This window comes from Bradyrhizobium canariense, from assembly GCF_019402665.1.
Lineage (GTDB): Bacteria > Pseudomonadota > Alphaproteobacteria > Rhizobiales > Xanthobacteraceae > Bradyrhizobium > Bradyrhizobium canariense.
In genome coordinates, this window is the sequence record NZ_VSST01000050.1 from 1 (window position 1) to 24,796 (window position 24,796).

The window sequence follows — 24,796 nt, forward strand, 5'->3', positions numbered from 1 at the left end:
CCGCCGAGGTCTGCGAGAGGAATGAGACAACGATGGAGGATCGGTCTTCCCGGCGCATGCGAACACTGGTGACCCGAATGGCCCGTTCGAGGCCTGTCCGCTAATTAGCTCGAATGCGCGCTGATATCCATGATGGCCCGGAGCACAACACGCTCCAATCAGAGGCCGGATACATTGATGCAAGACCGCATCTGCCAGGTTGACGAAACCTCTTGCAACGCGCGGCCGGACCATACATGTGGGTCAAAATGCGAAGAAGAGCAAATCTGGTCCGCCATGCCTCACTGAGCGGACCTCAACCGGTGCGTTGCTACTTCGCTGATGGGCCAGCAGCGGTCAATCGGCCGAGTCGGCCCAAGTCGTCCTGACAGGCTGGGCCAAAGAAGCAGCTGCACTGACCTTTGTTGAACTGTTGTCGTTTTTGAACCTTCGCTCGAATTGCAGGACTCACGTCAGTAGACGATGGGGATGGACTATGCCATCACAGCGTCGAGCGATTTTGGCTACCGTCACTCATCAGCGGCAGTTGCAAAGGACTTAGTTTCCGGGTTGCCAGCCTAAGCCGCACCAAGCCAGCGGATCGGCCGGTGAATATCGCGGAGGCAAAGAGATGTTTCCAGCGAAACTTGCGGCATCGTTGCTTGGCTCAGCGTTGCTACTGACACCCGTACTGGCACGTGACGATGGCCGATACGACCACTCTCCGCTGAAGCCATGGTTCGAAAGCTTGCAGAGCGAATTTGGGAAGTGCTGTACCGATGCCGACGGGTACATAGTGTCCGATGCGGATTGGGAGTCCACTCGTGGGCGTTACCGCGTCCTCATTGACGACGAATGGGTGATCGTACCTGATGGCGCGGTTATCACAGAACCAAACCGTTTCGGCCGCACAATGGTCTGGAGGCACTACATAGACGGCCATCCGCGCGTCCGATGCTTCATGCCTGGCAGTATGACTTAATGCCCTTTGAAAGGTAATCCGCTTCGGTCAAAGGCTGCCCTCTCCAGCCAGCATGGCCTTGGTCGGGTCAGTTGCCCGAAGCGGACATGCCCGCGCTCCGGGCTGAGGTCAGCCACGGGCCACAACCAGACCTCAGGGCCGACATTGGCGAGCGATGCCAGGGATCTTTCCGAGCAATCAGTTACCGCGCCGGGATCGCCAAAACCTGATGCCAGCAGATACTGCCCTGTCGTAAGCTGCGAGGGCCGCGTCGGTTGATATCTCGACCATCTCTCGGAACCGTGCGTCGCTCACCTGCGTGAAGCTTTGGCTTATGGCGTCGGTGAGTTCATCATCGCTGACCGATGGCTCCTTGGGGATTGTTCGCCCCGTGAGCTGACAGAGCAAATTTAGCCGGTAGGTGTCTGCCGCAACTTGCGAAGCCCAGTCTTGCAGGTCCACTGCCTTCCGCATCTTTCCAGCTGCCCAGAACGGTCGATCATTCGGTCAGAATATCCTCAAACTTTCCCATATCAACTATAAGGTTCTCATCCGTTTGGCCCAGGCTAAGCAACGACTGCCGCCATGTCGTCAATGCGTCTAACTCTCGGCTCATCTTCTTCCGGAAGCACAAAAGCTCTCGCATCACACGCTGAAAGCCGAATTGAAATGTTCGCTAAGAAAGCATCGTTGCCCAAGCCAAATTCACAGTACTTGACCTAGACACGCCCTTTTCAAGGTGGTCAGCTTCCATGTCGAAACGCTTTTCCTAGCGATAGTCAGGTCATCTGTCGTTTTAATCGCGGGGTAAGCCTACTGAGTCACGGAGCCTACCCGCTAGCGCGAGGCCAGTCCCTATGGTTTGATCTCTTGGCTTAGATCATAGGGGTCCTTCGTGGCGGGCGAACGCATCGAGCGTCGACTAGCAGCTGTTGTAGCCGCTGACGTGGCGGGCTATTCGCGGCTTATGCACAAGGATGAAGAGGCGACGCATACCAGGCTGGCATCTCTCTTAGCGGAGGGTGTAGCCCCCGCGATCGCGGAGCATCGGGGCCGCTTCGTGAAGAACACCGGTGACGGTTTCCTGGCGGAGTTTCCAAGCGCGGTTGAGGCGGTTCGAGCTGCTTTGCAGTTCCAGACTCGAACCAAGGAACTTACAGCCGGTGAGATTGAAGAAAGACGTATAGCTTTCCGTGTGGGCGTCAATATTGGCGACGTAATCATCGAGGCCCATGACATCTTTGGAGACGGCGTCAATATCGCGGCTCGACTTGAGAGCATCGCGGAACCCGGTGGCATTTGCATCTCGTCTTTTGCCTACGATCAGGTTCGTGGCAAGGTCCCGGTTGAGTTCGTCGATCTAGGCGAGCAGAACCTTAAGAACATCGACCGGCCTGTTCGTACCTACGCAGCAAAATTGAAGGATGGAGCGGTTTCTGTGCCCGACCCATGGGCCAAGAAGCCGCTGGCGCTGCCCGACAAGCCTTCTATAGCTGTCCTGCCGTTCGAGAACATGTTGGGCGGTCCCGGCCAGGAATACTTCACGGATGGTATGGTCGAGGACATCATCACCGCGCTCTCTCGGTTCAGATCGCTGTTTGTGATCGCCCGCAACTCGACCTTCATTTACAAAGACAGAGTCGTCGACATCAAACAGGTCGGACGTGAATTGGGCGTGCGTTACGTACTTGAAGGGAGCGTTCGAAAGGCAGCTGGCAGGATTCGCATTACAGGACAACTTATAGACGCCGTCACTGGTTCTCACTTATGGGCGGACAAATTCGACCATCACGTTGCCGATGATGTTGAGAATATTTTCGATCTACAAGACGGCCTTGTCGCTCGGGTAGTAGGCGCCATTGCGCCTCGGATAGAGCAAGCCGAAATAGAACGAGCGAAGCAGAAATCCACCATCAGCCTTGATGCTTACGATCTCTACCTGCGTGGACTCTCGAGCTGGAATCGCTGGACCAAGGATGATAATGACCAAGCAAAGAAGCTTTTCTACGCGGCGATCGATCATGATCCTGAATTTACAACGCCTTACGGGCTAGCAATTTCTTGCTACATTATGGATCGATCAAGCCATTGGTCCAACCATCAAGATAAAAGAGAAATTGCGCGGCTAATTCATCGAGCGCGAGACATTGGGATGGATGATCCAATTGCGCTTTGTTGGGCGGCGCATGCGATGGCGATGTTCTTCGGTGAGAATGACGAGGCCATCTCCCTGGTTACGCGGGCCACCGAGTTGGATACCAATCTTTCTGTAGCATGGGCCCGCGCTGGATGGATCAACGCGTACGCAGGCGATGCTGACCGGGCGATCGACAGTGTGCATCGTGCTATAAGGCTCAATCCCTTAGATCCGCGTATCTTTCTTGCTTATTCCGCTATGGCATTCGCTCACTTTATTGGACGAAGAGAAGCAGAGGCAATTGAATGGGCTATCAAGGCGTTGCGGCTGAAGCCCGACTGGCCTCCGGCGCTTCGAGTGATCGCGGCCAGCAATTCGGTACTTGGATTTTACAGCGAGGCACAACGAGCCATTGCGAAGCTGTGTGCATTGATTTCCGATGAACGGATCTCCACAGGTTTAGTCAACTATCTCAAGAGACAGCAAGATAAGGAACATTACTCCAACGCGCTGCGTAAGGCCGGCCTCCAAGCGTGAGACGGAGCGAAATCCTAGCCGTGGGTGACGATGCACGACCGGAAGAGCCAGTTCCTGATAAAGAACCCGATCAACCGTTACTTGATCAACTCTCCAATGTTGTCGGGTGAAGAAAGACGCGGGCGGCACGGTGACGCTCTACATCCAAAAAGACAGCCCCGGTGCGTACAAGGAAGCAAACTGGCTCCCGGCTCTAGACGAGGGATGGCTCCAGCAAAGTCCAATCGACTTGGTTGTCGTTGTCAGGGGGGGCTGATAGCTCCTGCATTCCCGCTTAGTGGCGCGTGGCGACGGAGGCGAACAGACAAAGCGCCCCGTTCACGACGCCGAACGCGGCGCGACGGAGGATGTATCAAGCGTAATGGAGGCACACCGCGGGCGCTTCGCTCAACTTCTTCCACCAGATCTCGAAGATCTTGCAACTCTGAGAGCTGAGAAGCGAGTTCGCTAAGTCGTTCGTAAAGGATTGCGCGAGATCCTCGCATAAATGTCCTCCCCACCACAAAAATCACTATCAGGACAGCATCAGAGCAAATGAGAAGACTAAATCAGCGACCGCGCTCGGCTTCATTAAAGCATGTGAATCCCGTCTGCGAACCCGAGTAGTTCCGGAAATTCGGAACCCCACTGTCTCCACTCAGGTAGGGGGCTGCCGTCTGCTCAAAATGAATTTCTTGACTGCTTCAATCGTGCGAGCAAGCTGTCGCGGCCGGCGCGACCTACGCGGCGGAGTGACTAGCACAACGAAGAGCAGGTTCAGCAGCAGCCAGCAGCCGACCGCGATGAAAATGTACTTCATAACTCCTCAGAGGTACCCTCGGCGCGCCTGCGCCCGACTTCGCGATCGCATCCGACGTGAGGGATGTCGACTGGAGTAGGCTACGGCAGGTCGCCGATGGCGCCGACCCGCCATCAGCTCTTGGCAATCAATGGCGTTCAGCGCGGATCTCTCCTGACACCTTCTAGCTCACCCCACGGAAGTCCCTCGCCATTGCACGATGAGTTCACCGCTACGCTAATGACGGGCGTAATGTGCTTAATCAATCCAAGCTCGCGAAGAAATTTGGACCAAAAGTAATCGAGTACTGTCCAGAATACGGGCTGTTGGACGTACACCGTGCCGCGAAAGACAACGAACGAACGATCTGTACCTGCAGCAAGATGCCGAATGAGATCCCGGTTCGAGCCATCGGGAATAAGTGTCGCGATCTGCAGATGGCACGAGGCTCTGCTCGCCCGGATAATCGGCGTGTAATTCACGACCTCGTCGGTCACGACGACGTCGAAGTGGTTGCGTTCAAAGAATTTGATAAGGTCGTCCTTTAAATAGTTTTGAGTTTCGGGCTGGCTTGCGATCTTCCATCCAATCGTCAACAAAAGCACGGCAGCAATAGACCACCTAAATGCGCTGGAATAGTTCACGCCTCACCCCAAGAACACTGAAGCCGACTATTAGGCCGAGTATGATTGTGTTGCCGACCGTGTCTCCCCATGATCCATGGACGGTGGCGTAATGCCATTGGCTCAAACCCATCAAACTAATCCGCGCGACGTTCACTGCTATTACTGAAACGCAGGCCAAAAGGCACCACAACACGTCGTAAGCGGATTTCTTGGAGCCCGCTAATTGGCTCACGGTAACCCAACACAGTACTGCAAGAGACACGTTCGCAAGCGAAGAACAAGCTGGCCAGATTACAAGAACTCCGGATCCGTCAGCAAATTCCACGATGTCCCCGGTCCGATGCGTCCCCAGTATCCAACCAACGAGGGACGCGTCGATTTGCAATATTAGGTTGGCAAAAAACTGAAATAGCAACCGGCTCCAAAGCATGGGCACGGTGATAGCCAGTAATATGAAAGCGCCCCGTCGAGATGAGACGACATCGGCGGAGATAATGATGTAGAGACTAAGAGCGGTTACTGCGAGCCAGCTCAGGGCTCCGATCGGAAGAACGACGAGAAAGAGAAAACCTGCCCCCAGGGCCAGCTCTGACGGACGCACCCCAAACGTTCGGTCTCGATGAACAAGAGATACCCCGGCGGCACACGAGATCCACACAATTATGCTAATCCCGAAGGTATTGAAAAGTGCCTCCGCCCATCCAAGCCGGTTAACTGATTGGATGATGCGTGATGCGAGGCCACTTACACAACCGAGAGCGAATAGTCCCGCAAAGAATTCTCCGCGTGACAACTGCCTCGATATTCGCAATGTACCACGTGCAATCCACTCCTTTGAACATGCGACCACAATCCAGTGCCTCGCCTCGTTTCAGCCGCCGAGTGTTTCCCAGACCACGATAGAGCCTTGCTTGAGAACCGAAATCCCTTGAACTCTGGCGTAGACGAAAGCGGACACAACGATTTCGTCCGGCTAGTATCAGCGGAGATTGCGATTAGCTAACTGCAACGCCTCGCCTGCGCGGCGTGCTCATTATAACAGGCTAGCAATCGCTCTCTTCGGGATTGGCGTGCACCCCCTTGCGACCGCTTGAAGTACCCACCGAAATGTCAGGTAAGACAGGCTGCCCCGGGGCAGGCGAGCTACCAATGTCAGCCAACCTTACGACGGCGTTTAACCAACCAGTAGACACCGTAGCCAATGGCGAGAATCGGAAGGCCGGTGCCAGCAATCGGACCGGGGGCTCCCTTCACTTGGCCGGGCGCGTTTTCGCAATTTCCATTGCCGTTGCAGGCTAGGGCGGGCGGCGCAGAAATTATTAGAGTGAAGGCCAGAGCTAATGCAGACAAAACTCCCGAGGCGATCTTCATTGTTCTGCTCCACATTTTTAAACGGGTCAGATCTTGTTTTGCGCATTTATTGCGAGTTAATTTGCATTTATTTATAATTAATGCCTACCACAACGTCAATAGCTGGAAAACCCCCGAGTGGCAGTCATGCTGACCTTTAAGCGGCTCCTGCAGGATATCGCCTTTAACAAGATGTCGATTGGAATCGCGCATGCGCATCGTTTCCCCCTGCTGCATGAGAAGCATGCGCTCCGCGAACTGCTCGTCTATCTCGACGCCGATTGCGTTTTTGACGTTGGCGCAAACGAGGGGCAATATGCCGAGTTGCTGAGGTCTATCGGTTATGATGGCCAGATTGTTTCGTTCGAACCTATCCCGCAACTTGCGAAGGCGCTGCGCGAAAAAGCTGTCTACGATGCGAGTTGGTATGTTGAGAGCGTTGCGTTGGATTCAACGCGACGGCATGTCGAGTTTAATGTAGCATCGTCGCATTCCCTATCGTCTCTGCATACGCCGCTGTCGGGTGGCGTGTTTGAGCGGGATATAGCCGCGTCAGAAAGAATCGGCATCGACACAGACACGCTCGATGATTACTTTCGCAAATATCAAAAAGCGCTTGGGTTCAAGCGTGCCTTTCTGAAAATGGATACTCAAGGGCATGACCTCTCCGTTGCCGCGGGAGCCGGCGAGATGCTCTCAGAATTCTATGGCCTCCAATCCGAAGTGGCAATCGCTCCGTTGTACCAAGACCAACCGAGCCTGAGAGAAGCCGTAACATTTTACGAAGAACGGGGCTTTGCCGTAAATGCAGTCCTTCCCACGCACTACGCCTTTCCCACGCTGATCGAGGTCGATTTCCTATTCATAAACAGGCGTCGCATCCACACTGGCCCAACAACGAGCTATCGACGGCAGCGCCGTAAATCCGCTGAGGTATGGGCAGGCGCGAACGAAACTGACAAGGTCGGATAGGGGCCCAGTCGTTTTGGCAGCCTTCAGCGGTGGTCCTTCCGCACGGTAGATCTAAACCATTCAACTGCAGGCCGCACCAGCTGCCATCCTCGCAACCCAAGAACCTTCTTGCAGGCGAGAAACCACCAGAAGCGGGCGGGACCGGCTGAACAAGAAACGGCTGGGAGTGAACTTTCGGGCTACTGCGAGCGCGCTGCTCTCGCACGTTTCAAGCGCGATCTTCTGGGCCAGCATGACGTCTCCAAGCACGTACACTTCCATTGGATTCAGCGGATATGAGGAGCCAACAATTAAGCCGGCAGTGTCCCACAGCGCATCAATGTGCGTAATGTCATGGACTGTCAGATTGGGAAGGCAACTAGAGATTTTCTCAAGAATGCCTTTTACACGCTCCCGAAACACGATGAACGAGGTCTTTAGGCGAGTAGCCTTCTCGACGTCCTTCGGGTCGACATTTTTGAAGACGCGGCTCCAAATTTCACACTCTCTAAAATCGCTTGTCATCGAATCATTGACCTACCGTCTGCAGTCCAATCTGCCGAACCCAACCTAAACGGGCAAGCCGCTGCCCAAGCAGGTGACCTACAACCTTCGAACATGCGAACCCGCTCGGCGCTTCGCGAGCTATGCATCACGGGCTCACGATTCCAAATTAGCTCTACGCTCTCACGTCACAGCCTCTTCTTCTATCCATGCAGAAACGAATCGCTGGGATTCCAAAGTGGGCATTGATCCACTGCCCATATTCGTATCAATTTCTCAGGAATGACGTACGTTTGTTCGGCATAGGTAAGGCGTTCGCTTTTGAGGACCTCTTCAGCGGCCAACATTGGCGAGGACAAGGACAGCGGCCGAAGACAGCTGCAGGCCATGAGCGTTTTGCGAAGCGCGCCGGCATCGACCTCGTCGGCACCTATCATGATGAGGCTGTGAAGGTCTCCGACCCGATAGACACCCGGCTTGGGTTTGCCGAGATGCTGGAGGCTTTGGAGGCCAGCGCGGGACCTTATGGTTCAAGAGGTAGGTTCGCGCCGCTCAAGGCGCGCGGCTTTGATCTGATCGCTGCTGATTTCCCTCGCCGAAGAGACGCGCGTTGGCTGGACCGTCTGGCTCACCAGCTCAGCAACGTTTACCCCGCCGTGTACCCCACGCCGGCAGGCCTCACTGACCCGAGCTAGGTTTCCTAAGTAAGTCCTTGAAAATGCTGGCAGGAGTGGCAGGGCTCGAACCTGCGACCCCCGGTTTTGGAGACCGGTGCTCTACCAATTGAGCTACACTCCTACGGACCCTGCGTTGCCGCCCGGATCAGGCCGCTTTGAAGCACAGGGGGCGGCCGGATTGCAAGGGTGAAGCGCGCTGGCCTCGCTTGTTTGTGCCGCGCCTTCTGGGCCACAGTCCGCTCCGAACAATAATAAGCAACTGGGAGTGCCCATGACTGCCCAAGCCTTTGCGACTGCCCAAGCGTCCGCGACAGCCGCCCACCGCCCCTCGACCTCGCCGAAGACCCCGCCTCTGCCGGAATCCCGCCCTGAGACGCTGGGGCTGTCGCGCACCCGCCTCCAGGCCATGTCGGACGCCTTCAAGCGCGAGATCGACAAGGGAACCGTGCCGGGCGTCACCGTGCTGGTGGCGCGGCACGGCCAGGTCGGCTGGTTCGAGGCGCTCGGCAGGCAGAGCCCGACGGGCTCGGCGCCGATGGCGCATGATTCGATCTTCCGCATCTTCTCGATGACCAAGCCGATCGTGTCGGTCGGCATCATGACGCTGGTCGAGGACGGCCACCTGATTCTTGCCGACCCCGTCGCGAAATTCATTCCGGAGTTCGCCGATCAAAAGGTCGGCGTGGTCAGCGGCGGCAAGCTGGAACTGGTTCCGCCGAAACGCCCGATGACGGTGCAGGATCTTCTCCGCCACACCTCTGGCCTGACCTACGAGCACCAGGGCGACGGCCCCGTGCACAAGATCTACCAGGAGTCGCGGGTGCGCAGCCGCAAGATCACCAATGCCGAGCATGCCACCCTGGTGGCGAGCTTCCCGCTGGTCTGCCATCCCGGCGACGAGTTCAACTACAGCCGCTCCACCGACATCCTCGGTCGCATCATCGAAATCGTCAGCGGCAAGTCGCTCGGCACCTACCTCTCCGAGCGCATTCTCGCGCCCTTGCAGATGGCCGAGACCGGTTTTGCGACAGCGGAGGCCAATGTCGGCCGGCTCGCCGAGCCGTTCGCGGCCGATCCCTGGACCGGCGACAAGGTCGCGCTGTTCAACATGCTCGAGCAGCCAATCATGGAGTCCGGCGGCGGCGGCCTCGTCTCCACCACCATGGACTATGCCCGTTTCGCGCTGATGCTGCGCAATGGTGGCACGCTCGACGGCAACAGGATCATCGGCCGCAAGACGCTGGAGCTGATGGCCTCCGATCATCTCGGGCCTCACGTCGTGACCAACGGCACTCTGCTGTCGCCCGGCCACGGCTTCGGCCTCGGCTTCGCGGTGCGCCGCGAAGCCGGCATCGCGCCCTTCCCCGGCAGCGTCGGCCAGTTTTTCTGGAGCGGAATTGCGGGGACGTTCTTCTGGATCGATCCGAAGGAGGATCTGTTCGTCGTGTTCATGAGCCAAGGCCCGGGACAGCGCGATTTTACGCGGACGCTGGTGCGGTATCTGGTGTACGCGGCGGTGGATTGAGGGCTTCGCCTGATCGCAGCGTCGCACCTCCACACTCTCTGTCATGCCCCGCGAAGGCGGGGCATCCGGTACTCCGTGTCGGATGTGGTGAGAGCGAGCTCTCCAACGCAGGCCGCGGAGTACTGGATCGCCCGCCTTCGCGGGCGATGACAGCTACTGGGGCCTCAACTGATCGTCGCGCCGCCGTCGATCACCATGGTCTGGCCGGTCATGAAGTCGCCGGCCTTCGAGCCCAGGAACACCGCAGCGCCCGCGATCTCGTCGGGGATGCCGATGCGCAGCAGCGGCGAACGCGCGGTCGAGGCTTTCAGATTCTCCGGATTGTCCCACAACGCTTTCGCGAAATCGGTCTTGATCAGACCGGGCGCGATGCAGTTCACGCGGATGTTGTGCGGGCCGTATTCGCAGGCCAAATTGCGCGCGAGCTGCATGTCGGCGGCTTTCGAGATCGCGTAGGCGCCGAGGATGGTCGAGCCTTTCAGGCCGCCGATCGAGGAGACGATGATGATCGAGCCGTCCTTGCGCTCGATCATCTGCGGCACCACCATCGAGATCAGCCAGTTGTTGGCGACGATGTTGTTGTCCAGAATCTTCCTGAACTGATCGTCGGAGATGCCGGCGAGCGGTCCGTAATACGGGTTCGACGCGGCGTTGCAGACCAGCACGTCGATCTTGCCGAAGGCGCGGTTGCTCTCGTCGATGAGGTTTTGCAGGTTTTCCTTCGACGAGATGTTGGCGGCAATCGCGACCGCCGTGCCCTTGCCGAACTTGTCGTTGATGCCCTTCGCGACCTGGTCGCAGACGTCGGCCTTGCGCGAGGAGATCACCACCTTGGCGCCGTGCTCGGCCATGCGCTCGGCGATCGCAAGCCCGATGCCGCGCGTCGAGCCGGTGATGACGGCGACTTTCCCCTTCATGTCGAACAAGGTCATGTTTCTCTCCCAGATTGATCTTCGTGTTCATTGTCATTCCGGGCGGCGAGGCCGAACCCGGAATGACTGCTCAGTCAGGCGAGCTTCTTGACTTCCGGTCCCGCGGGTTGATGCATCGCCGCGTGCGCATCGTCCGCGATCCACGGCTGCTGGTTCACCATCGGCAGCCGCCAGACATTGCGCTCGGGGCTTACGAAATAGTCGAGCCGCGTCACCGAGCAATTGTCGATATCGAACGCGAGCCCCCGCTCCGGCTGATTGTCGAGCGCCAGCCCCAGCGCCGCCTTGATGGTGCCGCCATGTGCGACGGCGATCACGTCCTGCCCGGCTGCCTCGAGATTGATCCGATCGATGACGCGGCGGGCCCGGTTGTAGAGATCCATGAAGCTCTCACCGCCGGGCGCGGGCTCGTTGATGTCGGCAAACCAGCTCGATCCAACGGGACGGCTGGCGATGAACTCGGCGCGATTCATGCCCTGCCATCGCCCGAGATTTTGTTCGGCGAGGTCCGCTTCCCATGTCATCGCCGCAGGCCTCGGGAAGCCGGCCGCCCAGATGGCTTCGGCGGTCTGATGCGTGCGCATCAGATTGCTCGAATACCAGACCGCCTTGCGTGGCAGCACCTTGGCAACAGCATTGAAGACGTAGGTATCGCTGGTGTCGCAGGCGAGATCAGACTGACCGTAGATGTTGCCGCCGTCATTGCGCACGGGCGCGTGACGGACCCACCACCAGCGTGTCGTCACCACTTTGGGCTTGTCTGCACCTGCCATCGAAACCCTTCCATCCCGTTTGATGTCGCTGTACGTCAGTAGCGAACGTGTCTCAAGACACTTTACCGTTTGAAATCTTGTTTGAAATTCCGTCGCGCGGCAAGCGTCGCGTGCGAACCAAAGGGAGAAACCGCATGGGCCGTCTGCAAGGCAAATCCGTCATCATCACCGGTGCCGGCAGCGGCATCGGCCGCGCGGCCGCGCTGCTGTTCACCAGAGAAGGCGCCAAGCTGATCGCGGTCGATCGCACCGAGGCGGTGAAGGAGACCGTCGACGAGGTGAAGAAGGCCGGCGGTGTCGCGGAAGCGATGATCGCGGATGCAGGTTCCGAACAGGACGTCATGGCCGTGATCGACAAGGCGGTGAAGACGCACGGCCGGCTCGACGTGATCTGGGCCAATGCCGGCGTCTCCGGCGGACTCGTCCCGCTCGGCGAGCAGACCGTCGAGCAATGGCAGGAGGTCTTGCGCATCAATCTGATCGGGCCGTTTCTCGCGGTGAAGCATGCGATGCCGCACATGGTGAAGCAGCAGTCCGGCGCGATCGTGCTGACCGCGTCCGTGGCGGGCCTCAAGGCTGGCGCCAGCGGTCATCCCTATGCCGCGAGCAAGGCCGGCGTCATCTCCCTGGTGCAGACCACGGCGTATTCGCTCACCGGCACCGGTGTGCGCATCAACGCGGTGTGCCCCGGTCTGATCGAGACCGGCATGACCAAGCCGATCTTCGACCGCGCCAAGGAGCGCGGCACCGCCGACAAGATCGGCCAGCTCAATCCGCTCAAGCGCCCCGGCCAGCCGCACGAGCTCGCCGCGATGGGATTGTTTCTGGCCAGCGACGAGGCGTCGTATGTCAATGGCCAGGCCTTCCCGGTGGACGGCGGACTGACGGCGTCGATGCCCTATACGGGAAAGCCGGTTTAGTTCACGCGCTCTCGCGTCGCGGACGCGCCGCAACGTTCTTGGCGTTGCGCAGCGTCCGCGGCACGAGACAGGAGTTTTGTCGCGCAACTGCTTCAGCACCGTCATTGCGAGCGCAGCGGCGCAGCGAAGCAATCCAGAGTCTTTCCGCGGCCGCCCAGCGTTGACCGACAATTAGGGAGTTTTGCCCGACGGGCAATACAACGTCTCGTAGCCCGGATGAGCGAAGCGACATCCGGGATTCCGACTACGAGCTGTCCCGGGTATCGCTTCGCTCACCCGGGCTACGGGACCGACATGTTGATTTGCTCACAGGAGCACGACGTTGGTATGGTTCGTGCAAGCATCTCAGCTTCCATCCCCCTGACAAGAACGTGAAAATGCCGAGCTCAAGACCCGACCGTATTCGCAAGCTGCTCGCCGACCTCGTCGGCTTCGACACGATCAGCGATCGCTCCAACCTGCCCCTGATCGCGCATATTGAAAGCTATCTCGCCGCGCATGGCGTCAAGGGTGAGCGCATCGTCGACGAGACCGGACAGAAAGCCTCGCTATGGGTCACCATTGGACCCGAGGACCGCCCCGGCCTGGTGCTGTCGGGCCATACCGACGTGGTGCCCGTGGTCGGCCAGGACTGGAGCCACGATCCGTTCAAGCTGGTCGAGCGTGACGGCAGGCTCTATGGCCGCGGCACCACCGACATGAAGGGATTCGTCGCGGTGTGCCTTGCCATGGTGCCCGAGATGCTGGAGGCAAAGCTTGCGACGCCGATTCATCTCGCCATTTCCTATGACGAGGAGATCGGCTGCGTCGGCGTGCGGCCGATGCTGCACGAGGTCGCAAAAAAACGGATCAAACCGCTCGGCGCCTTCATCGGCGAGCCGACCGAGATGAAGGTCATCATCGGCCACAAGGGCAAGCACGGCGTGCGCGCGACCTTCAAGGGCCTCGCCCGCCACTCCTCGATCGCGCCTGAGGGCGTGAATGCGATCGAATATGCGGCCGAGCTGATCGTCGAAATCCGCCGCCGCGCGCTGCAACTCGCAAGCACGAAAGCAACGAACAGCCTCTACGACGTTCCGCACTCGACGCTGCTCACCAGCATCGTCCATGGCGGCGCCGCGCTGAACATCGTGCCGGATAGCTGCACGGTGGATTTCGAATGCCGCGGCATCGGCATCGCCGAGTCGCGGGAGGTCACGGATGCGATCGTCGCCTGGGCCAAGGCGGAGATTGAGCCGGCGATGAAAAAGCAGAATCCGGAGTGCGGCATCGATTTCGAGGAGATCCTCGACTACCCCGCGCTCGACACGGCGGCCGATGCGACCATCGTCACGCTGGCCAAGAGCCTTGCGGGGCGCAACGACCACGCCAAGGTCGCATTCGGCACGGAGGCAAGCCTGTTCGCCAGCATGGCCGATATCCCGTCCGTCGTGATCGGCCCCGGTTCGATCGCACAGGCTCATACACCGGACGAGTTCGTGGAAATCGCGGAGCTGGAGAAATGCGCAGGCTTCGTGGAGAAGCTGATCGCGCATTGCGCGAAGGGGTAAAGCTTCTCCTCGTCATTGCGAGCGAAGCGAAGCAATCCAGAATGGTTCCGCGGGGGCAGTCTGGATTTGCTTCGTTGCAAGAGCTCCTCGCAATGACGGGAGTATGTGGGGCAGCGCGTATCCCACGTGAGCGGTGCGCCTCATCGCTCCTGCAACGCCAGCCGCACGCCAATCGCGCAGTAGATGGTCCCGACCACCTTGCCCTGCCACTTAACCACGGCTGGATGGCGGCGTAGCAAATTGCCGAGGCGGCCGGCGCCGACGGCGAACACCACCGTGCTGACGAGGCCAAGCAACACGAACACAGCGCCGAGCAGCGCGAGCTGCAGCGTCGTCGAACCATGTTCGGGACGAACGAACTGTGGCAGGAACGCAAGGAAGAACAACGCGGTCTTCGGATTGAGCACCTCGGTCAGCACGGCCTGCCGGAATGCCCGCGCCGCGCTAATCGCGGGCGCGCCGCCATTCACCTCGAGCGGCGTCTTGTCGAGCATGGCGCGAATGCCGAGGTAGATCAGAAAGCCTGCGCCCGCGTATTTGACGACGCTGAACAGCAGCGCTGACGTTGCGATGATCGCAGAGAGGCCGACGATTGCCATGGTGGTGTGGACCACGTCACCGGCCGCAATTCCCGCGCCCGTCGCGATGCCGACCCTGGTGCCCGAGCTCGCGGCACGCGCCATGGTGAGGAGTGTCGCCGGTCCGGGAATGAAGACGAAGCCGAGGACGATGAGGATGTAGGTGATGAGGGTGGCGTGATCAATCATGCGGCCAGCTCTCTCGTCATTCTGTCCCGTGTCCCGGACACGAGAGGAACGCAAGCAAAGGCGCGGCCATCAGCCGCGCCCCTTCGGATTCCTTAAACTGCGCCCGCCTTCTGCGCGTATTCCCATGACGACTTCGACAGCGGCACGGTGCGCTTGGCTGACTCCAGCGCCTTGGCGTTCGCGGCGGTGCCGTCGCGGACCCGGCCGGCGATTCCTTGCGTGATGCCGGCGAGGCGGAACAGGTTGTAAGCAAAATACCAGTTGAGATCAGGCACCGTCATCTTGGTGACGTTGCAATAGATCTGCGCGGCCTCATCCACGCTCGGAATGTTGAGCGCCTTGAGGTCGGCGCCGTCCAGGCCGGGCATGACCCACTGCATCAGCAGATAGGTGAAGTCGGCCATGGGATCGCCGAGGGTCGACAATTCCCAATCGAGCACGGCCTGCACGCGCGGTTCCGTCGCATGGAAAATCATGTTGTCGAGGCGATAGTCGCCGTGGACGATCGAGACGCGGGCCTGCTCCGGCACGGTCTTCGGCAACCATTCGGCGACCTTCTCGAACTCCGGGATGGTCTGGGTCTCGGACGCGCGATACTGCTTCGTCCAACGATCGATCTGGCGCGCGAAATAATTGCCGGGCTTGCCGAAGTCGCCAAGACCGATTGCGACGGGATCGAACATATGGAGCTTGGCCAGCGTCTCGATCTTGCTGGCGAAGATTTTTCGACGATCTTCCGGCGTCTGGCTCGGCAGTGTCGGATCCCAGAACACCCGGCCGTCTTCCATCGACATGATGTAGAAGGCCGAGCCGATGATGCTGTCGTCCTGGCACAGCGCATAGGCCTTCGCGACCGGAAAGCCCTGCTTTCCCAGCGCCGCGATCACCCGATATTCGCGATCGACCGCATGCGCCGACGGCAACAATTTGCCGAACGGTTTTCTGCGCATCACATAGGAGCGGTTCGGCGTGTCCAGCCGATAGGTCGGGTTGGACTGGCCACCCCTAAACTGGAGGACGACCAGCGGTCCCTCATAGCCTTCGACGTTGTCGCGCATCCAGGCTTCGAGCCGCATCTCGTCGATACGATGACGCTCCTCGACGGGCTTGGTACCCGAGAATTCTTCGTCTTTCCTGACGCCGTCAGCCACGATGACGCTCCCTCTTCAGTCCGGACATGATCCTAATCGGTAACCCCCAGCGCACTTGCGTCAAGCGGTCATCCGATCACGGATCATGCCCTGTCGTTTCTTCAAATCGGGAGCGCCAGCATGCTCTCCCGCTTAATGACTGGAAGAGTTTGCATACTTCCGAACCTCGAGCCTGGCAATGGCGCGATTGTGCACCTCGTCCGGGCCGTCGGCGAGACGGAGCGTGCGGATGTGGGCGTAGTCCTTGGCAAGGCCGGCTTCGTCCGAGACGCCTGCACCGCCAAAGGCCTGGATCGCCTCGTCGATGATCTTCAGCGCCATGTTGGGGGCTGCGACCTTGATCATGGCGATCTCGGCCTGCGCGGTCTTGTTGCCGACCTTGTCCATCATGTCGGCGGCCTTGAGGCACAACAGCCGCGTCATCTCGATATTGGTGCGGGCCTCGCCGATGCGCTGCTCCCACACCGAATGCTCGACGATCCGCTTGCCGAAAGCGGTGCGCGAGGTGAGCCGCTTCACCATCTTCTCCAGCGCCTCCTCGGCCTTGCCGATGGTGCGCATGCAGTGATGGATGCGGCCGGGACCGAGGCGGCCCTGTGCGATCTCGAAGCCGCGGCCCTCGCCGAGCAGGATGTTCTCCTTCGGCACCCGCACGTTCTCGAGCAGCACCTGGGCGTGGCCATGCGGCGCGTCGTCGAAGCCGAACACGGGCAGCATCTTCTCGACCTTGATGCCGGGGGTGTCGAGCGGAACCAGAATTTGCGACTGCTGCTGGTGCTTGGCCGCCTTGAAATCGGTCTTGCCCATCAGGATCGCGATCTTGCAGCGGGGATCGCCGACGCCGGACGACCACCATTTGCGGCCGTTGATGACGTAATGGTCGCCGTCCTTTACGATGCTGGTCTCGATGTTGGTGGCGTCAGACGAGGCCACCGCCGGCTCCGTCATCAGAAAGGCGGAGCGGATTTCGCCGTCCATCAGCGGACGCAGCCATTTGCGCTTCTGCTCCTTGGAGCCGTAGCGCATGAACACTTCCATGTTGCCGGTGTCGGGCGCGGAACAGTTGAAGACTTCCGAAGCCCAGGAGATGTGGCCCATCTGCTCCGAGAGCAGCGCGTATTCAAGATTGGTCAGTCCCGCGCCGCGGAATTCGTCGTCCTCATGCTCGTTCGGCGGCATGAACATGTTCCAGAGGCCTTCGGCCTTCGCCTTCTTCTTGAGATCCTCGAGAACCGGGATCACCTTCCAGCGTTCGCCCGTGCGATCCTGCTCATCATAGACCGGCACCGCCGGGCGCACGTGCTTGGTCATGAAAGACCGCACGCGGTCGAGCCATTCCTTCTGCTTCGGCGACAGATCGAAATCCATGGGACGCTCCTCGTCTTTGCCAACTTGTTTTGGCGAACTTGTTTTGCGCCGGACTGTCCACCCGCATTGTGCGACCCGCAAGTGCGAATGCGCGGCTTGCGGATGCTCCGGAACCCACTCGCGCATTTGCGAACGAGTCCCGATTGCGGATTGACTTTGCCGACCTTCAAACGATAGTTTCATACAACTGTTTGAATTGCAACTCCCTCCCCGAGGGGCTCCCATGGCCAGCGATCATACCCGGACTGCCATCCTCGCCGCCGCCGAACGGCTCTATGCCGACCGCGGGTTCGGCGACGTGACGCTGCGCGACATCGTCGCGGAGGCCAACGTCAACCTCGCGGCGGTGAATTATCATTTCGGCTCGAAGGACGAGTTGATCGCGGAGCTGTTCGTGACACGCTCGATCGCCACCAACCGCGAGCGCCTGCGCGAATTGAAGGCGGCGGAAGAACAAGGCGGCGGCCGCGCGCCGATCGAGGTGATCCTGCATGCCCTGGTCGGCCCGACGCTGCGCGGCTGCCTTGGCCCCGAGAACCAGCGCTCGACCGCGGCGCGCTTCATGATCCGCGCCTCGATCGAATCCGTGCCGCCGATCCGCCGCATCAAGAATCGCGAGATCGACCATTTGCGCAAGTTCGCCGGCGCGATGCGAAGGTCCCTACCCGACCGCAGCGACATCGATATCTACTGGGGTCTGAATTTCGCGCTCGCCATGGCGCACCACACTATACGCGAGAGCGAGCGGCTGACGAAACTGTCGGAAGGCAAATGCGATCTCGACGATGTCGAGGACGTGGTCGCGCGCGTCGTCAGCGTGGCGACGATGGCGCTGACGGCGGGACGGACGGAGGCGAAGGCACCGTCACGGCTGGCTGCGCGTTAGCGCAACTCGTTGCCGCACTAACGGTGCGCTCCCTCGCCCCGTTCTTACGGGGAGAGGGTTGGGTGAGGGGCCTCTCTCCGCGCATGAGATCGTCGAGGGACCTGCACCCCCTCACCCGGATCGCTGACGCGATCCGACCTCTCCCCGCGAGCGGGGCGAGGTAAGTAAGCGCGGTCACATCATCGCGATGCAGTCGATCTCGACGTCGAAGGGGCCGAACCATTCCGGCGTGCAGAGGAAGATCCGCGCCGGCGGATCGCGCGGGAAATAGCGCGCATAGACGGCGTTGAACGCGGCCAAGTGTTTGGTCGAGGTGCAGTAGACGTTGCACTTCATGACATTGTCGAGGCTCGCGCCCGCCGTCTGAAGGCACAGCTTCATCTGCTCCATGATCAGTTCGCTCTGCCGCTCGATCGGCACGTCCGCGATCTCTCCCGTCTCGGGGTCGAATGGCGGCAGGCCGGCGACGAAGATCATGTTGCCGGCGCGCGTGACCGGCGAGACCGGGGCTTTCCAGCGGTCAAGGAACGTCGAGATCGGGTCGACGTGGAGCGCTTCGCGTTTAATTTCGAGATTCATGGGCGGTCACCTTCGGTGCAAGCGAGATGACGGCTTGCTACATCATCATGCAGCCGTCATGCTTCGCTTCTGATCGAAGTTTGCCCGCCGAGCCGCCTAGGCGTGCTGCGGCATCTCCTCGGCCTCTTCCTTGGCGAGCAGCAGCAGCATCTCGATGCCCATGTCGCCTTCCTGCGGCGAGCGGATGAACTTTATTTCGTCGGCGCTTTGCCGCAATGCGGCAACGATCGCGACGGCTTGGTTGGCCGTTGCCGCCTCGGTCGCCAGAATTGCCTTCTGGTTCTTGGCCTGAAACCCGATCGTGTAGGACATGCGTTCCCTCCCGGACTGAGTGGACCGATCGAATCTGAGTCGCGCGCCAAGCGGAAGCCTGTGTGAGTACGGACCGGGATTATCTGGGGATTGCGCGCAAGGCTCGCACAAGGCCGCAGGCGCGTCATGCTGACGTCACTTTTTTATCCAAATGGCGATCAGGCCAAACTGCGAGGGCCGCTTCGCCGAAGCTAGATAATGCCCTGCTGCTTCAGTGCCTCGATCTTGCCGGCATCGTAGCCGAGCTTGCCGGCGAGCACCTCCTGGGTGTGCTCACCCAGCAGCGGCGGGGCGCGGTAATCCTTGATCGGGGTTTCCGAGAGCGTCAGGGCGTTGCGGATCAGCGAGAGATCGGGCTGGAAGGGATGGTCGACCTTCACCCGCATGCCGCGCGACTGGACGTGCGGATCCGAAAACACCTGCTCGAAATTGTTGATCGGGCCCGAGGGAACGCCGGCCTCCTCCAGCCTGTCCAGCCAGTAGGCGACCGGCTGCTTCAGGAACAGGCCGGCGAAGATCGCCATGATCTCCTTGCCGTGTACGACACGGTCGTTGTTCTTGAGGAAGCGCTTGTCATTGGCGAGCTCGGGCTCGCCGAGCACGGCGCAGGTGCGCTGGAACTGGCCGTCATTGCCGACCACCAGCATCAGCTCGCCGTCGGTGCAGCGGAACACGCCGGCCGGCATGCCGCCATTGCCCCAGGTGCCGCGGCGCGGCGGCGTCTTGCCGTTGACGAGGTAGATCTGCAGCCAGTGCGACAACGATGCGATGACGGTGTCGAACAGGCAAACGTCGATATGCTGTCCCACGCCGTCATTGGCGTCGCGATGGTAGAGCGCCGAGAGAATCCCGATCGAGGTGTTCATGCCGGTCATGTAGTCGACGATCGAGGGGCCGACCTTCATCGGGCCCTCGCCGGGCTCGCCGTCGATATGGCCGGTGACGCTCATCAGGCCGCCCATCGCCTGCAGGATGGCGTCGTAGCCGGCGCGCGGCGCATAGGGGCCGGTCTGGCCGAAGCCGGTCACCGAGCAATAGATAATGCCGGGATTGATCGCCTTGATGGTCTCGTAGTCGAGGCCGTAGCGCTTGAGATCGCCGACCTTGTAGTTCTCCATGAAGACGTCGACGTCCTTGGCGAGCTCACGGATGATCGCCTGCCCCTCGGGCTTGGCGATGTTGACCGTGACCGACTTCTTGTTGCGGTTGGCGCAGAGGTAAAACGAGTTGTTGTTGTTGGTTCCGCCATCAGGGTCGGTCAGATAGGGCGGGCCGAAGGCCCGCGCGTCGTCGCCGGTGCCCGGCCGCTCGATCTTGATCACCTCCGCGCCCAAATCGCCCAGCATCTGGGCCGACAAAGGCCCGGCAAGCACGCGGGTGAGGTCAAGGATCTTGATGCCTGAGAGCGGCAGGGCCGACATGTCGAATTCCTCCGGGAACTGGATCTTGGCGCGGCCGCGAGATCGCGGGCCGCGCTCCCTGCGGATACACCATTTTGGCGGCCCGAGCACTGCACTGTGGGCATACGGCCATCCGCCCGCCCGCCCGGCGCAGGTCATCCGCCCGGTGAATTTCCGCCGCGCGAATATTCTCAGGTTACGGCCGCTGCGGCCACCTGCGGCCGTCGGCGGCCGAGCAGGACCAGGATCAGCACAGTGGCGCAGGAGCAGACCAAGGTGAGACCGAGCGCGCCGCGGCTGCCGAACTGGGTGAGCAGGCCGACAAGGAGCGGCGGCGAGAGCGCGGAGGCGAGATTGAGCGGCAGTGCGATCATCGACATGGCCTTGGCGAACTCGGTCTGATCGTAGAACACGAGCGGGATCGTCGCCCGCGCCACCGCCATCGCGCCGCTGCCCGCGCCATAGAGCAGGATGAAGGCCGCAACCGCCCAGGTCGCGCCCTCGCTCGTCATCAGCAGCAGCATGGCGACCGGGAGCGCCGTGCCGGCGACGAGCCCGGTCGTGATTCCGTCCCACCGCCCTCCGCCGAGAAAATCGAGCCCGCGGGCGCTGACCTGGATCACGCCCAGCATTGAACCGAACGCAAGCGCCTGCGCCGGGGGAAGCCCCTCCGCCCGGAGCAACTCGATCATGATGGCGCCGATGCCGAAATTGACGAAGGCGTTCAGTGTGATCGCGGCGGCGACGAGGCTGAAGGTGCTCCTGGGAATCGCAGGCGGCGGCGAGGATTTCACCGGCTCACCGCCATGATCACCGGCGATTTTCCGGCGCGGTGCGAGGAATGCGTAGAGCGGAAGGTTGATGACGATCATCATCGCCGCGTAGACGAGGCACGTCCCGCGCCAGCCGAGCAGACCGCTGAGGAACGACGTCGTCGGCCAGAAGATGCTGCTCGACAGGCCCGTCACCAGCATCAGCGCGCCGATGGCATTCTTGGCCTGCCGCCCGGCGACCTCGTTCAGCATGATATAGGCGCCGGTCGAAAGCGTGGCGCTGCCGGCGATGCCGAGGACGATCCACGCCGCGAAATACAGCAACGGCTCGCGCGCGAGGGACAGCAGGATGAAGCCCGGCACGGTGAGGACCGTACCTGAGATCATCACCTTTCGTGCGCCGTGCCGCGCAAACGACTTGGCGAGCCAGGGCGCGCACAGCCCCATCGACCCATAGAGAACGGACGTCCCGGCGAACACCGCCGGCAGGCTCATGCCGAGATCGGCCGCGAGATCGCGTCCGACAATGGCGGGAAGGCCGATCGTCCCCCACCCGACAAGCTGGGAGACCGCGAGCACCAGCAGGACCCCGATGAGCCTGCTGTCAGATTTCAGAAACCGCATTCCAACTGTCGCCTGCCCGGCAGGCGCAGATCACGCCTGTGACGGCAGTCTTACCCGGAGACTCAGCGCACGGAAACGCCGGCCGACGAATGGCAGCAGGCGGCCGGGAGCATGTCAGGAGGCGGCAGGAGCTCCCTGCCCCGCGAGCCCGAGCAGGGATCGCGCCTCGGCCGCAGTCGCCACGCGCCGGCCGTGGCGCGCGACAGCCTCACCGGCGATGGCCACGAGCTCCGCGTTGCTGGCCGCAAGGCGTGCCTTGTCGATCCTGATATTGTCCTCGAGTCCGGTGCGGACCGCATCGGCGCCCCGCGCCAGCGCCCAGCCCATGACCTCGGCCTGGTGGCGTCCGATCCCGGCTGCCGTCCACGTCGCCTTCGGGATCAGGCGCCTGAGCTCTCCCAGCAGGATGTCGAGGACATGCTCGTCCGCAGGCATGGCGTTCTTGACGCCCATGACGAACTGCACGTGCGGATGCTGGTCGATCAGCCCCGCCTCGATCAGACGGCGAGCGCCATGCAGATGCGACAGATCGAAGATCTCGATTTCCGGCCGGATGCCATTCGCCTTCATCCCGGTGGCGAGCGTCTCGACCAGCGCGGCACTGTTCTCGTAGACGATGGTCGGAAAGTTCACCGATCCCGTGGACAGCGAGGCCATGTCCGGCTTCAGGTAGAGCGACGATCCGCGCGCCGAGGGATCGCGGCCCCGCCCGCCGGTCGAGAACTGAACGATCATGTCAGGACAGTGCTTCTTGATCCCCGCCTGCACCAGGGCGAAACGTTCGGGATCGGAGGACGGCGTCTCGTCATCGTTGCGCACATGGATATGGACGAGCGTGGCACCGGCTTCGAACGCCTGGTGCGTCGACTCGATCTGCTCGGACGGCAGGATCGGGACGGCGGGATTGTCCTTCTTGCGCGGAACGGAGCCGGTGATTGCGACGGCAATGACAGCAGGGTTCATCTTGCAACCTCATATTGATTGCGCTCACGCGCACAAATTCGGATCGGCAGCCTGACTATGCAGTGAGGCCCTGCCGCCGCGAACATCATCGATCGCGGCGGCAGTTGCCTCTATCATACGCGTCAGGTCCGAACCGTGGCAGCCCCGCTCACCGCATCGCCGGCGCGCTGACGGTCATAATCTGCCCGCGGCATCGGAACAGCATTGGGATTGCCGAGATCGTCGATCCTGATCCGATAGGTTTCCCGCGCGGTCAGGGCCGCCAGCGCGGCGATGATCGTGATAGCGAAGGCAATCGCCCCCACCGTCAACGGAATGTTGGTCGAGCCGGGAGGCGCGACGGTCGCAAACAGGGCGGGAAGCAATGCAGTGATTGTCGTGCCGATGTTCTGCGAGATCGCCATGGCCGACACGCGGGTGCGGGTCGGAAACAGTTCGGGGTAGAAGCTCGGGAAAATCGCGTTGTAGCCCTGATAGACGACGCCCCACATCAGCAGCGACACCAATATTGCGAGCGGCACATTCCTGATGCTGATGGCATAGAGATAACAAAAGGCGAGCAAACCGGAGAGAAGCGCGCCGACGATGATCGGAGGCTTGCGGCCGACCTTGTCGGAGAGATTGCCGACGAAGGGAATGACGAACACGGCCAGCATGTTTCCGAGGACCGGGATCCACAGATAGACGTCCTTGGCAAAACCGATCCCGTAGGCCGGCTGCACCGCATAGGCCGCGCCGAAGATGGTTGCAACGACAGGAATGACATTCATCAGCGCCATGCAGATGACCCTGAGCATGTCGCGCCAGCTCAGCTTGATAGCCTGAACGATGGGCGCGCGCGGAGCTTCTCCCCGCTCGCCCTCGCGGGCAAAAGCAGGGGTCTCGTCGACTTCGCGACGAATGATGTAGCCCGCGACGATGACGAAGAAGCTGAGGAGGAAGGGAATCCGCCAGCCCCAGCTGTTGAAGGCCTCGGTCGGCATATAGGCCGCCAACGGCAGGAAGATTGCTGCGGCGAGGATCTGTCCGGCCTGCACCCCCTGAAGGGCGAAGCTGGCATAGAAGCCCCGCCGACCGAACGGCGCGTGCTCCAAGATCATCGAGCTTGCGCCTGAGATTTCGCCGGCAACGGCAAATCCCTGCACGAGGCGCAGAATGACGAGCAGAATTGGCGCCAGGATGCCAACCTGCTGGTAGGTCGGCAGGATACCCACGGCCATCGTCGAGATGCCCATCAGGAACATGCAGATGATGAGAACCGTCTTGCGGCCATGGGTGTCGCCCCAATGTCCGAGCACGAAGGCACCGATGGGACGAGCCACATAGCCGACGCCATAGGTCGCCAGCGACGCAACGATCGCGACGGTGGGATTCTCCGACGGGAAGAAGATTTGCGGGAAGATCAGCGACGCGGCGGTCGCGTAGATGAAGAAGTCATAATATTCGAGAGCCGACCCGATCCAGCCGCTGGCAGCGGCTTTCCTGGACTGACTCATCTGATGGATCGCGGTCATCTCAAGATTCCTCCCTTGGGTTTTGCTGACGTCCCGTTGACGGGCTTCGCTCAAAATTGGGCAGCACTCTCCGGCCGCTCTGCGGAGTTTCGCGAGCGCTTGTCATTGCCGATGGGTGTCTGCTTGGTGGCGACGATAGGCTTTCGCCGGGCTAACACAATTACCCAGTTATGCGACAAACCTAACATGATGTTATTTGCGCGCCAGGCGCAGATCACGCCTCTAAGGTCCTCTTAGCTGCAAATCGCAGAATAGAGGA

22 protein-coding genes, 1 tRNA gene and 1 pseudogene are annotated in these 24,796 nt (G+C 60.6%); 9 read left to right on the forward strand and 15 right to left on the reverse strand.

What is annotated here, in order from left to right:
• Nucleotides 1-610 precede the first annotated feature (610 nt).
• The 3 genes and pseudogenes from FXB41_RS40995 to FXB41_RS41000 all read left to right on the forward strand — a co-directional run.
• The gene (locus FXB41_RS40995) at nucleotides 611-961 is read left to right on the forward strand and encodes a hypothetical protein (RefSeq protein WP_246649192.1); all 351 of its coding nucleotides are present in this window, start codon (nucleotides 611-613) and stop codon (nucleotides 959-961) included.
• An 874-nt stretch (nucleotides 962-1,835) separates the two neighbouring features.
• On the forward strand, nucleotides 1,836-3,614 hold the full coding sequence (locus tag FXB41_RS26045) for an adenylate/guanylate cyclase domain-containing protein (RefSeq protein ID WP_311985909.1): 1,779 nt from the start codon (nucleotides 1,836-1,838) through the stop codon (nucleotides 3,612-3,614).
• A 24-nt stretch (nucleotides 3,615-3,638) separates the two neighbouring features.
• Nucleotides 3,639-3,813, forward strand: a pseudogene (locus FXB41_RS41000) (DUF1214 domain-containing protein); the annotation flags it as partial.
• A gap of 737 nt (nucleotides 3,814-4,550) precedes the next feature.
• On the opposite strand, the gene FXB41_RS26050 reads toward FXB41_RS41000, so the two are convergent.
• Both FXB41_RS26050 and FXB41_RS26055 read right to left on the reverse strand, forming a co-directional pair.
• Nucleotides 4,551-5,036 (reverse strand): hypothetical protein, encoded by a 486-nt coding sequence (locus FXB41_RS26050; RefSeq protein WP_219683744.1) that lies wholly within the window; start codon nucleotides 5,034-5,036, stop codon nucleotides 4,551-4,553.
• 1,134 nt (nucleotides 5,037-6,170) lie between these two features.
• On the reverse strand, nucleotides 6,171-6,389 hold the full coding sequence (locus FXB41_RS26055; protein ID WP_219683745.1) for a hypothetical protein: 219 nt from the start codon (nucleotides 6,387-6,389) through the stop codon (nucleotides 6,171-6,173).
• A gap of 126 nt (nucleotides 6,390-6,515) precedes the next feature.
• Between FXB41_RS26055 and FXB41_RS26060 the strand changes: the two genes are divergently transcribed.
• Nucleotides 6,516-7,340 carry an FkbM family methyltransferase gene (locus FXB41_RS26060; protein ID WP_219683747.1) on the forward strand — a complete coding sequence of 275 codons (825 nt, stop codon included), beginning with the start codon at nucleotides 6,516-6,518 and terminating at the stop codon, nucleotides 7,338-7,340.
• A 60-nt stretch (nucleotides 7,341-7,400) separates the two neighbouring features.
• Here FXB41_RS26060 and FXB41_RS26065 read toward each other — a convergent pair whose 3' ends face one another.
• Complete coding sequence (locus FXB41_RS26065; protein ID WP_219683864.1) at nucleotides 7,401-7,844, reverse strand: HD domain-containing protein; 444 nt, start codon at nucleotides 7,842-7,844, stop codon at nucleotides 7,401-7,403.
• A 188-nt stretch (nucleotides 7,845-8,032) separates the two neighbouring features.
• Here FXB41_RS26065 and FXB41_RS26070 point away from each other — a divergent pair, with 188 nt between their 5' ends.
• On the forward strand, nucleotides 8,033-8,518 hold the full coding sequence (locus tag FXB41_RS26070) for a hypothetical protein (RefSeq protein WP_219683749.1): 486 nt from the start codon (nucleotides 8,033-8,035) through the stop codon (nucleotides 8,516-8,518).
• A 27-nt stretch (nucleotides 8,519-8,545) separates the two neighbouring features.
• Here the strand turns inward: FXB41_RS26070 and FXB41_RS26075 are convergent.
• Nucleotides 8,546-8,621 (reverse strand) — tRNA-Trp (locus tag FXB41_RS26075).
• A 150-nt stretch (nucleotides 8,622-8,771) separates the two neighbouring features.
• On the opposite strand from FXB41_RS26075, the gene FXB41_RS26080 reads away from it, so the two are divergent.
• Nucleotides 8,772-10,025 carry a serine hydrolase domain-containing protein gene (locus FXB41_RS26080; RefSeq protein WP_219683751.1) on the forward strand — a complete coding sequence of 418 codons (1,254 nt, stop codon included), beginning with the start codon at nucleotides 8,772-8,774 and terminating at the stop codon, nucleotides 10,023-10,025.
• Between the two features lie 164 nt (nucleotides 10,026-10,189).
• Here the strand turns inward: FXB41_RS26080 and FXB41_RS26085 are convergent, their stop codons facing one another.
• Together FXB41_RS26085 and FXB41_RS26090 are read right to left on the reverse strand one after the other, a co-directional pair.
• Nucleotides 10,190-10,957: an SDR family NAD(P)-dependent oxidoreductase gene (locus tag FXB41_RS26085; protein WP_219683752.1), complete on the reverse strand. Its 768-nt coding sequence runs from the start codon at nucleotides 10,955-10,957 to the stop codon at nucleotides 10,190-10,192.
• 74 nt (nucleotides 10,958-11,031) lie between these two features.
• Nucleotides 11,032-11,730, reverse strand: coding sequence for a histidine phosphatase family protein (locus tag FXB41_RS26090; protein ID WP_219683753.1), 699 nt, complete (start codon nucleotides 11,728-11,730; stop codon nucleotides 11,032-11,034).
• Nucleotides 11,731-11,864: 134 nt separating this feature from the next.
• On the opposite strand from FXB41_RS26090, the gene FXB41_RS26095 reads away from it, so the two are divergent.
• Together FXB41_RS26095 and argE are read left to right on the forward strand one after the other, a co-directional pair.
• Nucleotides 11,865-12,650: an SDR family NAD(P)-dependent oxidoreductase gene (locus FXB41_RS26095; protein WP_219683755.1), complete on the forward strand. Its 786-nt coding sequence runs from the start codon at nucleotides 11,865-11,867 to the stop codon at nucleotides 12,648-12,650.
• A gap of 377 nt (nucleotides 12,651-13,027) precedes the next feature.
• A complete protein-coding gene (gene argE / locus FXB41_RS26100) occupies nucleotides 13,028-14,200 on the forward strand; it encodes an acetylornithine deacetylase (RefSeq protein ID WP_219683758.1) in 1,173 nt (390 codons plus the stop codon).
• A gap of 140 nt (nucleotides 14,201-14,340) precedes the next feature.
• On the opposite strand, the gene FXB41_RS26105 is transcribed toward argE, so the two are convergent.
• The 3 genes from FXB41_RS26105 to FXB41_RS26115 all read right to left on the reverse strand — a co-directional run bounded on the left by FXB41_RS26105 (nucleotide 14,341) and on the right by FXB41_RS26115 (nucleotide 17,486).
• Nucleotides 14,341-14,967 carry a LysE family translocator gene (locus FXB41_RS26105; protein WP_219683760.1) on the reverse strand — a complete coding sequence of 209 codons (627 nt, stop codon included), beginning with the start codon at nucleotides 14,965-14,967 and terminating at the stop codon, nucleotides 14,341-14,343.
• Nucleotides 14,968-15,059: 92 nt separating this feature from the next.
• Nucleotides 15,060-16,118: a phosphotransferase family protein gene (locus tag FXB41_RS26110; RefSeq protein WP_007602931.1), complete on the reverse strand. Its 1,059-nt coding sequence runs from the start codon at nucleotides 16,116-16,118 to the stop codon at nucleotides 15,060-15,062.
• 132 nt (nucleotides 16,119-16,250) lie between these two features.
• Nucleotides 16,251-17,486, reverse strand: a complete 1,236-nt coding sequence (locus tag FXB41_RS26115; protein WP_219683761.1) for an acyl-CoA dehydrogenase family protein — start codon at nucleotides 17,484-17,486, stop codon at nucleotides 16,251-16,253.
• Between the two features lie 223 nt (nucleotides 17,487-17,709).
• Here FXB41_RS26115 and FXB41_RS26120 point away from each other — a divergent pair, with 223 nt between their 5' ends.
• Complete coding sequence (locus FXB41_RS26120; protein WP_219683762.1) at nucleotides 17,710-18,372, forward strand: TetR/AcrR family transcriptional regulator; 663 nt, start codon at nucleotides 17,710-17,712, stop codon at nucleotides 18,370-18,372.
• A 174-nt stretch (nucleotides 18,373-18,546) separates the two neighbouring features.
• Here the strand turns inward: FXB41_RS26120 and FXB41_RS26125 are convergent, their stop codons facing one another.
• The 6 genes from FXB41_RS26125 to FXB41_RS26150 form a co-directional block, all read right to left on the reverse strand.
• On the reverse strand, nucleotides 18,547-18,951 hold the full coding sequence (locus FXB41_RS26125; RefSeq protein WP_219683764.1) for a RidA family protein: 405 nt from the start codon (nucleotides 18,949-18,951) through the stop codon (nucleotides 18,547-18,549).
• 96 nt (nucleotides 18,952-19,047) lie between these two features.
• Entirely contained in the window at nucleotides 19,048-19,263 is a 216-nt protein-coding gene (locus FXB41_RS26130; protein ID WP_007602925.1) for a hypothetical protein, read from the reverse strand.
• A 191-nt stretch (nucleotides 19,264-19,454) separates the two neighbouring features.
• Complete coding sequence (locus tag FXB41_RS26135; protein WP_219683765.1) at nucleotides 19,455-20,684, reverse strand: CaiB/BaiF CoA transferase family protein; 1,230 nt, start codon at nucleotides 20,682-20,684, stop codon at nucleotides 19,455-19,457.
• Between the two features lie 170 nt (nucleotides 20,685-20,854).
• Nucleotides 20,855-22,060, reverse strand: coding sequence for an MFS transporter (locus FXB41_RS26140; protein ID WP_219683766.1), 1,206 nt, complete (start codon nucleotides 22,058-22,060; stop codon nucleotides 20,855-20,857).
• 114 nt (nucleotides 22,061-22,174) lie between these two features.
• Nucleotides 22,175-23,023 (reverse strand): 3-oxoadipate:acetyl-CoA acetyltransferase, encoded by an 849-nt coding sequence (locus tag FXB41_RS26145; RefSeq protein ID WP_219683767.1) that lies wholly within the window; start codon nucleotides 23,021-23,023, stop codon nucleotides 22,175-22,177.
• A 122-nt stretch (nucleotides 23,024-23,145) separates the two neighbouring features.
• A complete protein-coding gene (locus tag FXB41_RS26150) occupies nucleotides 23,146-24,537 on the reverse strand; it encodes an MFS transporter (protein ID WP_219683769.1) in 1,392 nt (463 codons plus the stop codon).
• Nucleotides 24,538-24,796 lie beyond the last annotated feature (259 nt).

Coding starts and splice junctions, on each gene's coding strand:
- FXB41_RS26060 (WP_219683747.1), top strand. CDS start 6,516: ATGCTGACCTTTAAGCGGCTCCTGCAGGATATCGCCTTTAACAAGATG.
- argE (WP_219683758.1), top strand. CDS start 13,028: ATGCCGAGCTCAAGACCCGACCGTATTCGCAAGCTGCTCGCCGACCTC.
- FXB41_RS26130 (WP_007602925.1), bottom strand. CDS start 19,263: ATGTCCTACACGATCGGGTTTCAGGCCAAGAACCAGAAGGCAATTCTG.
- FXB41_RS26055 (WP_219683745.1), bottom strand. CDS start 6,389: ATGAAGATCGCCTCGGGAGTTTTGTCTGCATTAGCTCTGGCCTTCACT.
- FXB41_RS26140 (WP_219683766.1), bottom strand. CDS start 22,060: ATGCGGTTTCTGAAATCTGACAGCAGGCTCATCGGGGTCCTGCTGGTG.
- FXB41_RS26105 (WP_219683760.1), bottom strand. CDS start 14,967: ATGATTGATCACGCCACCCTCATCACCTACATCCTCATCGTCCTCGGC.
- FXB41_RS26065 (WP_219683864.1), bottom strand. CDS start 7,844: ATGACAAGCGATTTTAGAGAGTGTGAAATTTGGAGCCGCGTCTTCAAA.
- FXB41_RS26095 (WP_219683755.1), top strand. CDS start 11,865: ATGGGCCGTCTGCAAGGCAAATCCGTCATCATCACCGGTGCCGGCAGC.
- FXB41_RS40995 (WP_246649192.1), top strand. CDS start 611: ATGTTTCCAGCGAAACTTGCGGCATCGTTGCTTGGCTCAGCGTTGCTA.
- FXB41_RS26145 (WP_219683767.1), bottom strand. CDS start 23,023: ATGAACCCTGCTGTCATTGCCGTCGCAATCACCGGCTCCGTTCCGCGC.
- FXB41_RS26150 (WP_219683769.1), bottom strand. CDS start 24,537: ATGACCGCGATCCATCAGATGAGTCAGTCCAGGAAAGCCGCTGCCAGC.
- FXB41_RS26070 (WP_219683749.1), top strand. CDS start 8,033: ATGCAGAAACGAATCGCTGGGATTCCAAAGTGGGCATTGATCCACTGC.
- FXB41_RS26085 (WP_219683752.1), bottom strand. CDS start 10,957: ATGACCTTGTTCGACATGAAGGGGAAAGTCGCCGTCATCACCGGCTCG.
- FXB41_RS26090 (WP_219683753.1), bottom strand. CDS start 11,730: ATGGCAGGTGCAGACAAGCCCAAAGTGGTGACGACACGCTGGTGGTGG.
- FXB41_RS26120 (WP_219683762.1), top strand. CDS start 17,710: ATGGCCAGCGATCATACCCGGACTGCCATCCTCGCCGCCGCCGAACGG.
- FXB41_RS26080 (WP_219683751.1), top strand. CDS start 8,772: ATGACTGCCCAAGCCTTTGCGACTGCCCAAGCGTCCGCGACAGCCGCC.
- FXB41_RS26115 (WP_219683761.1), bottom strand. CDS start 17,486: ATGGATTTCGATCTGTCGCCGAAGCAGAAGGAATGGCTCGACCGCGTG.
- FXB41_RS26125 (WP_219683764.1), bottom strand. CDS start 18,951: ATGAATCTCGAAATTAAACGCGAAGCGCTCCACGTCGACCCGATCTCG.
- FXB41_RS26135 (WP_219683765.1), bottom strand. CDS start 20,684: ATGTCGGCCCTGCCGCTCTCAGGCATCAAGATCCTTGACCTCACCCGC.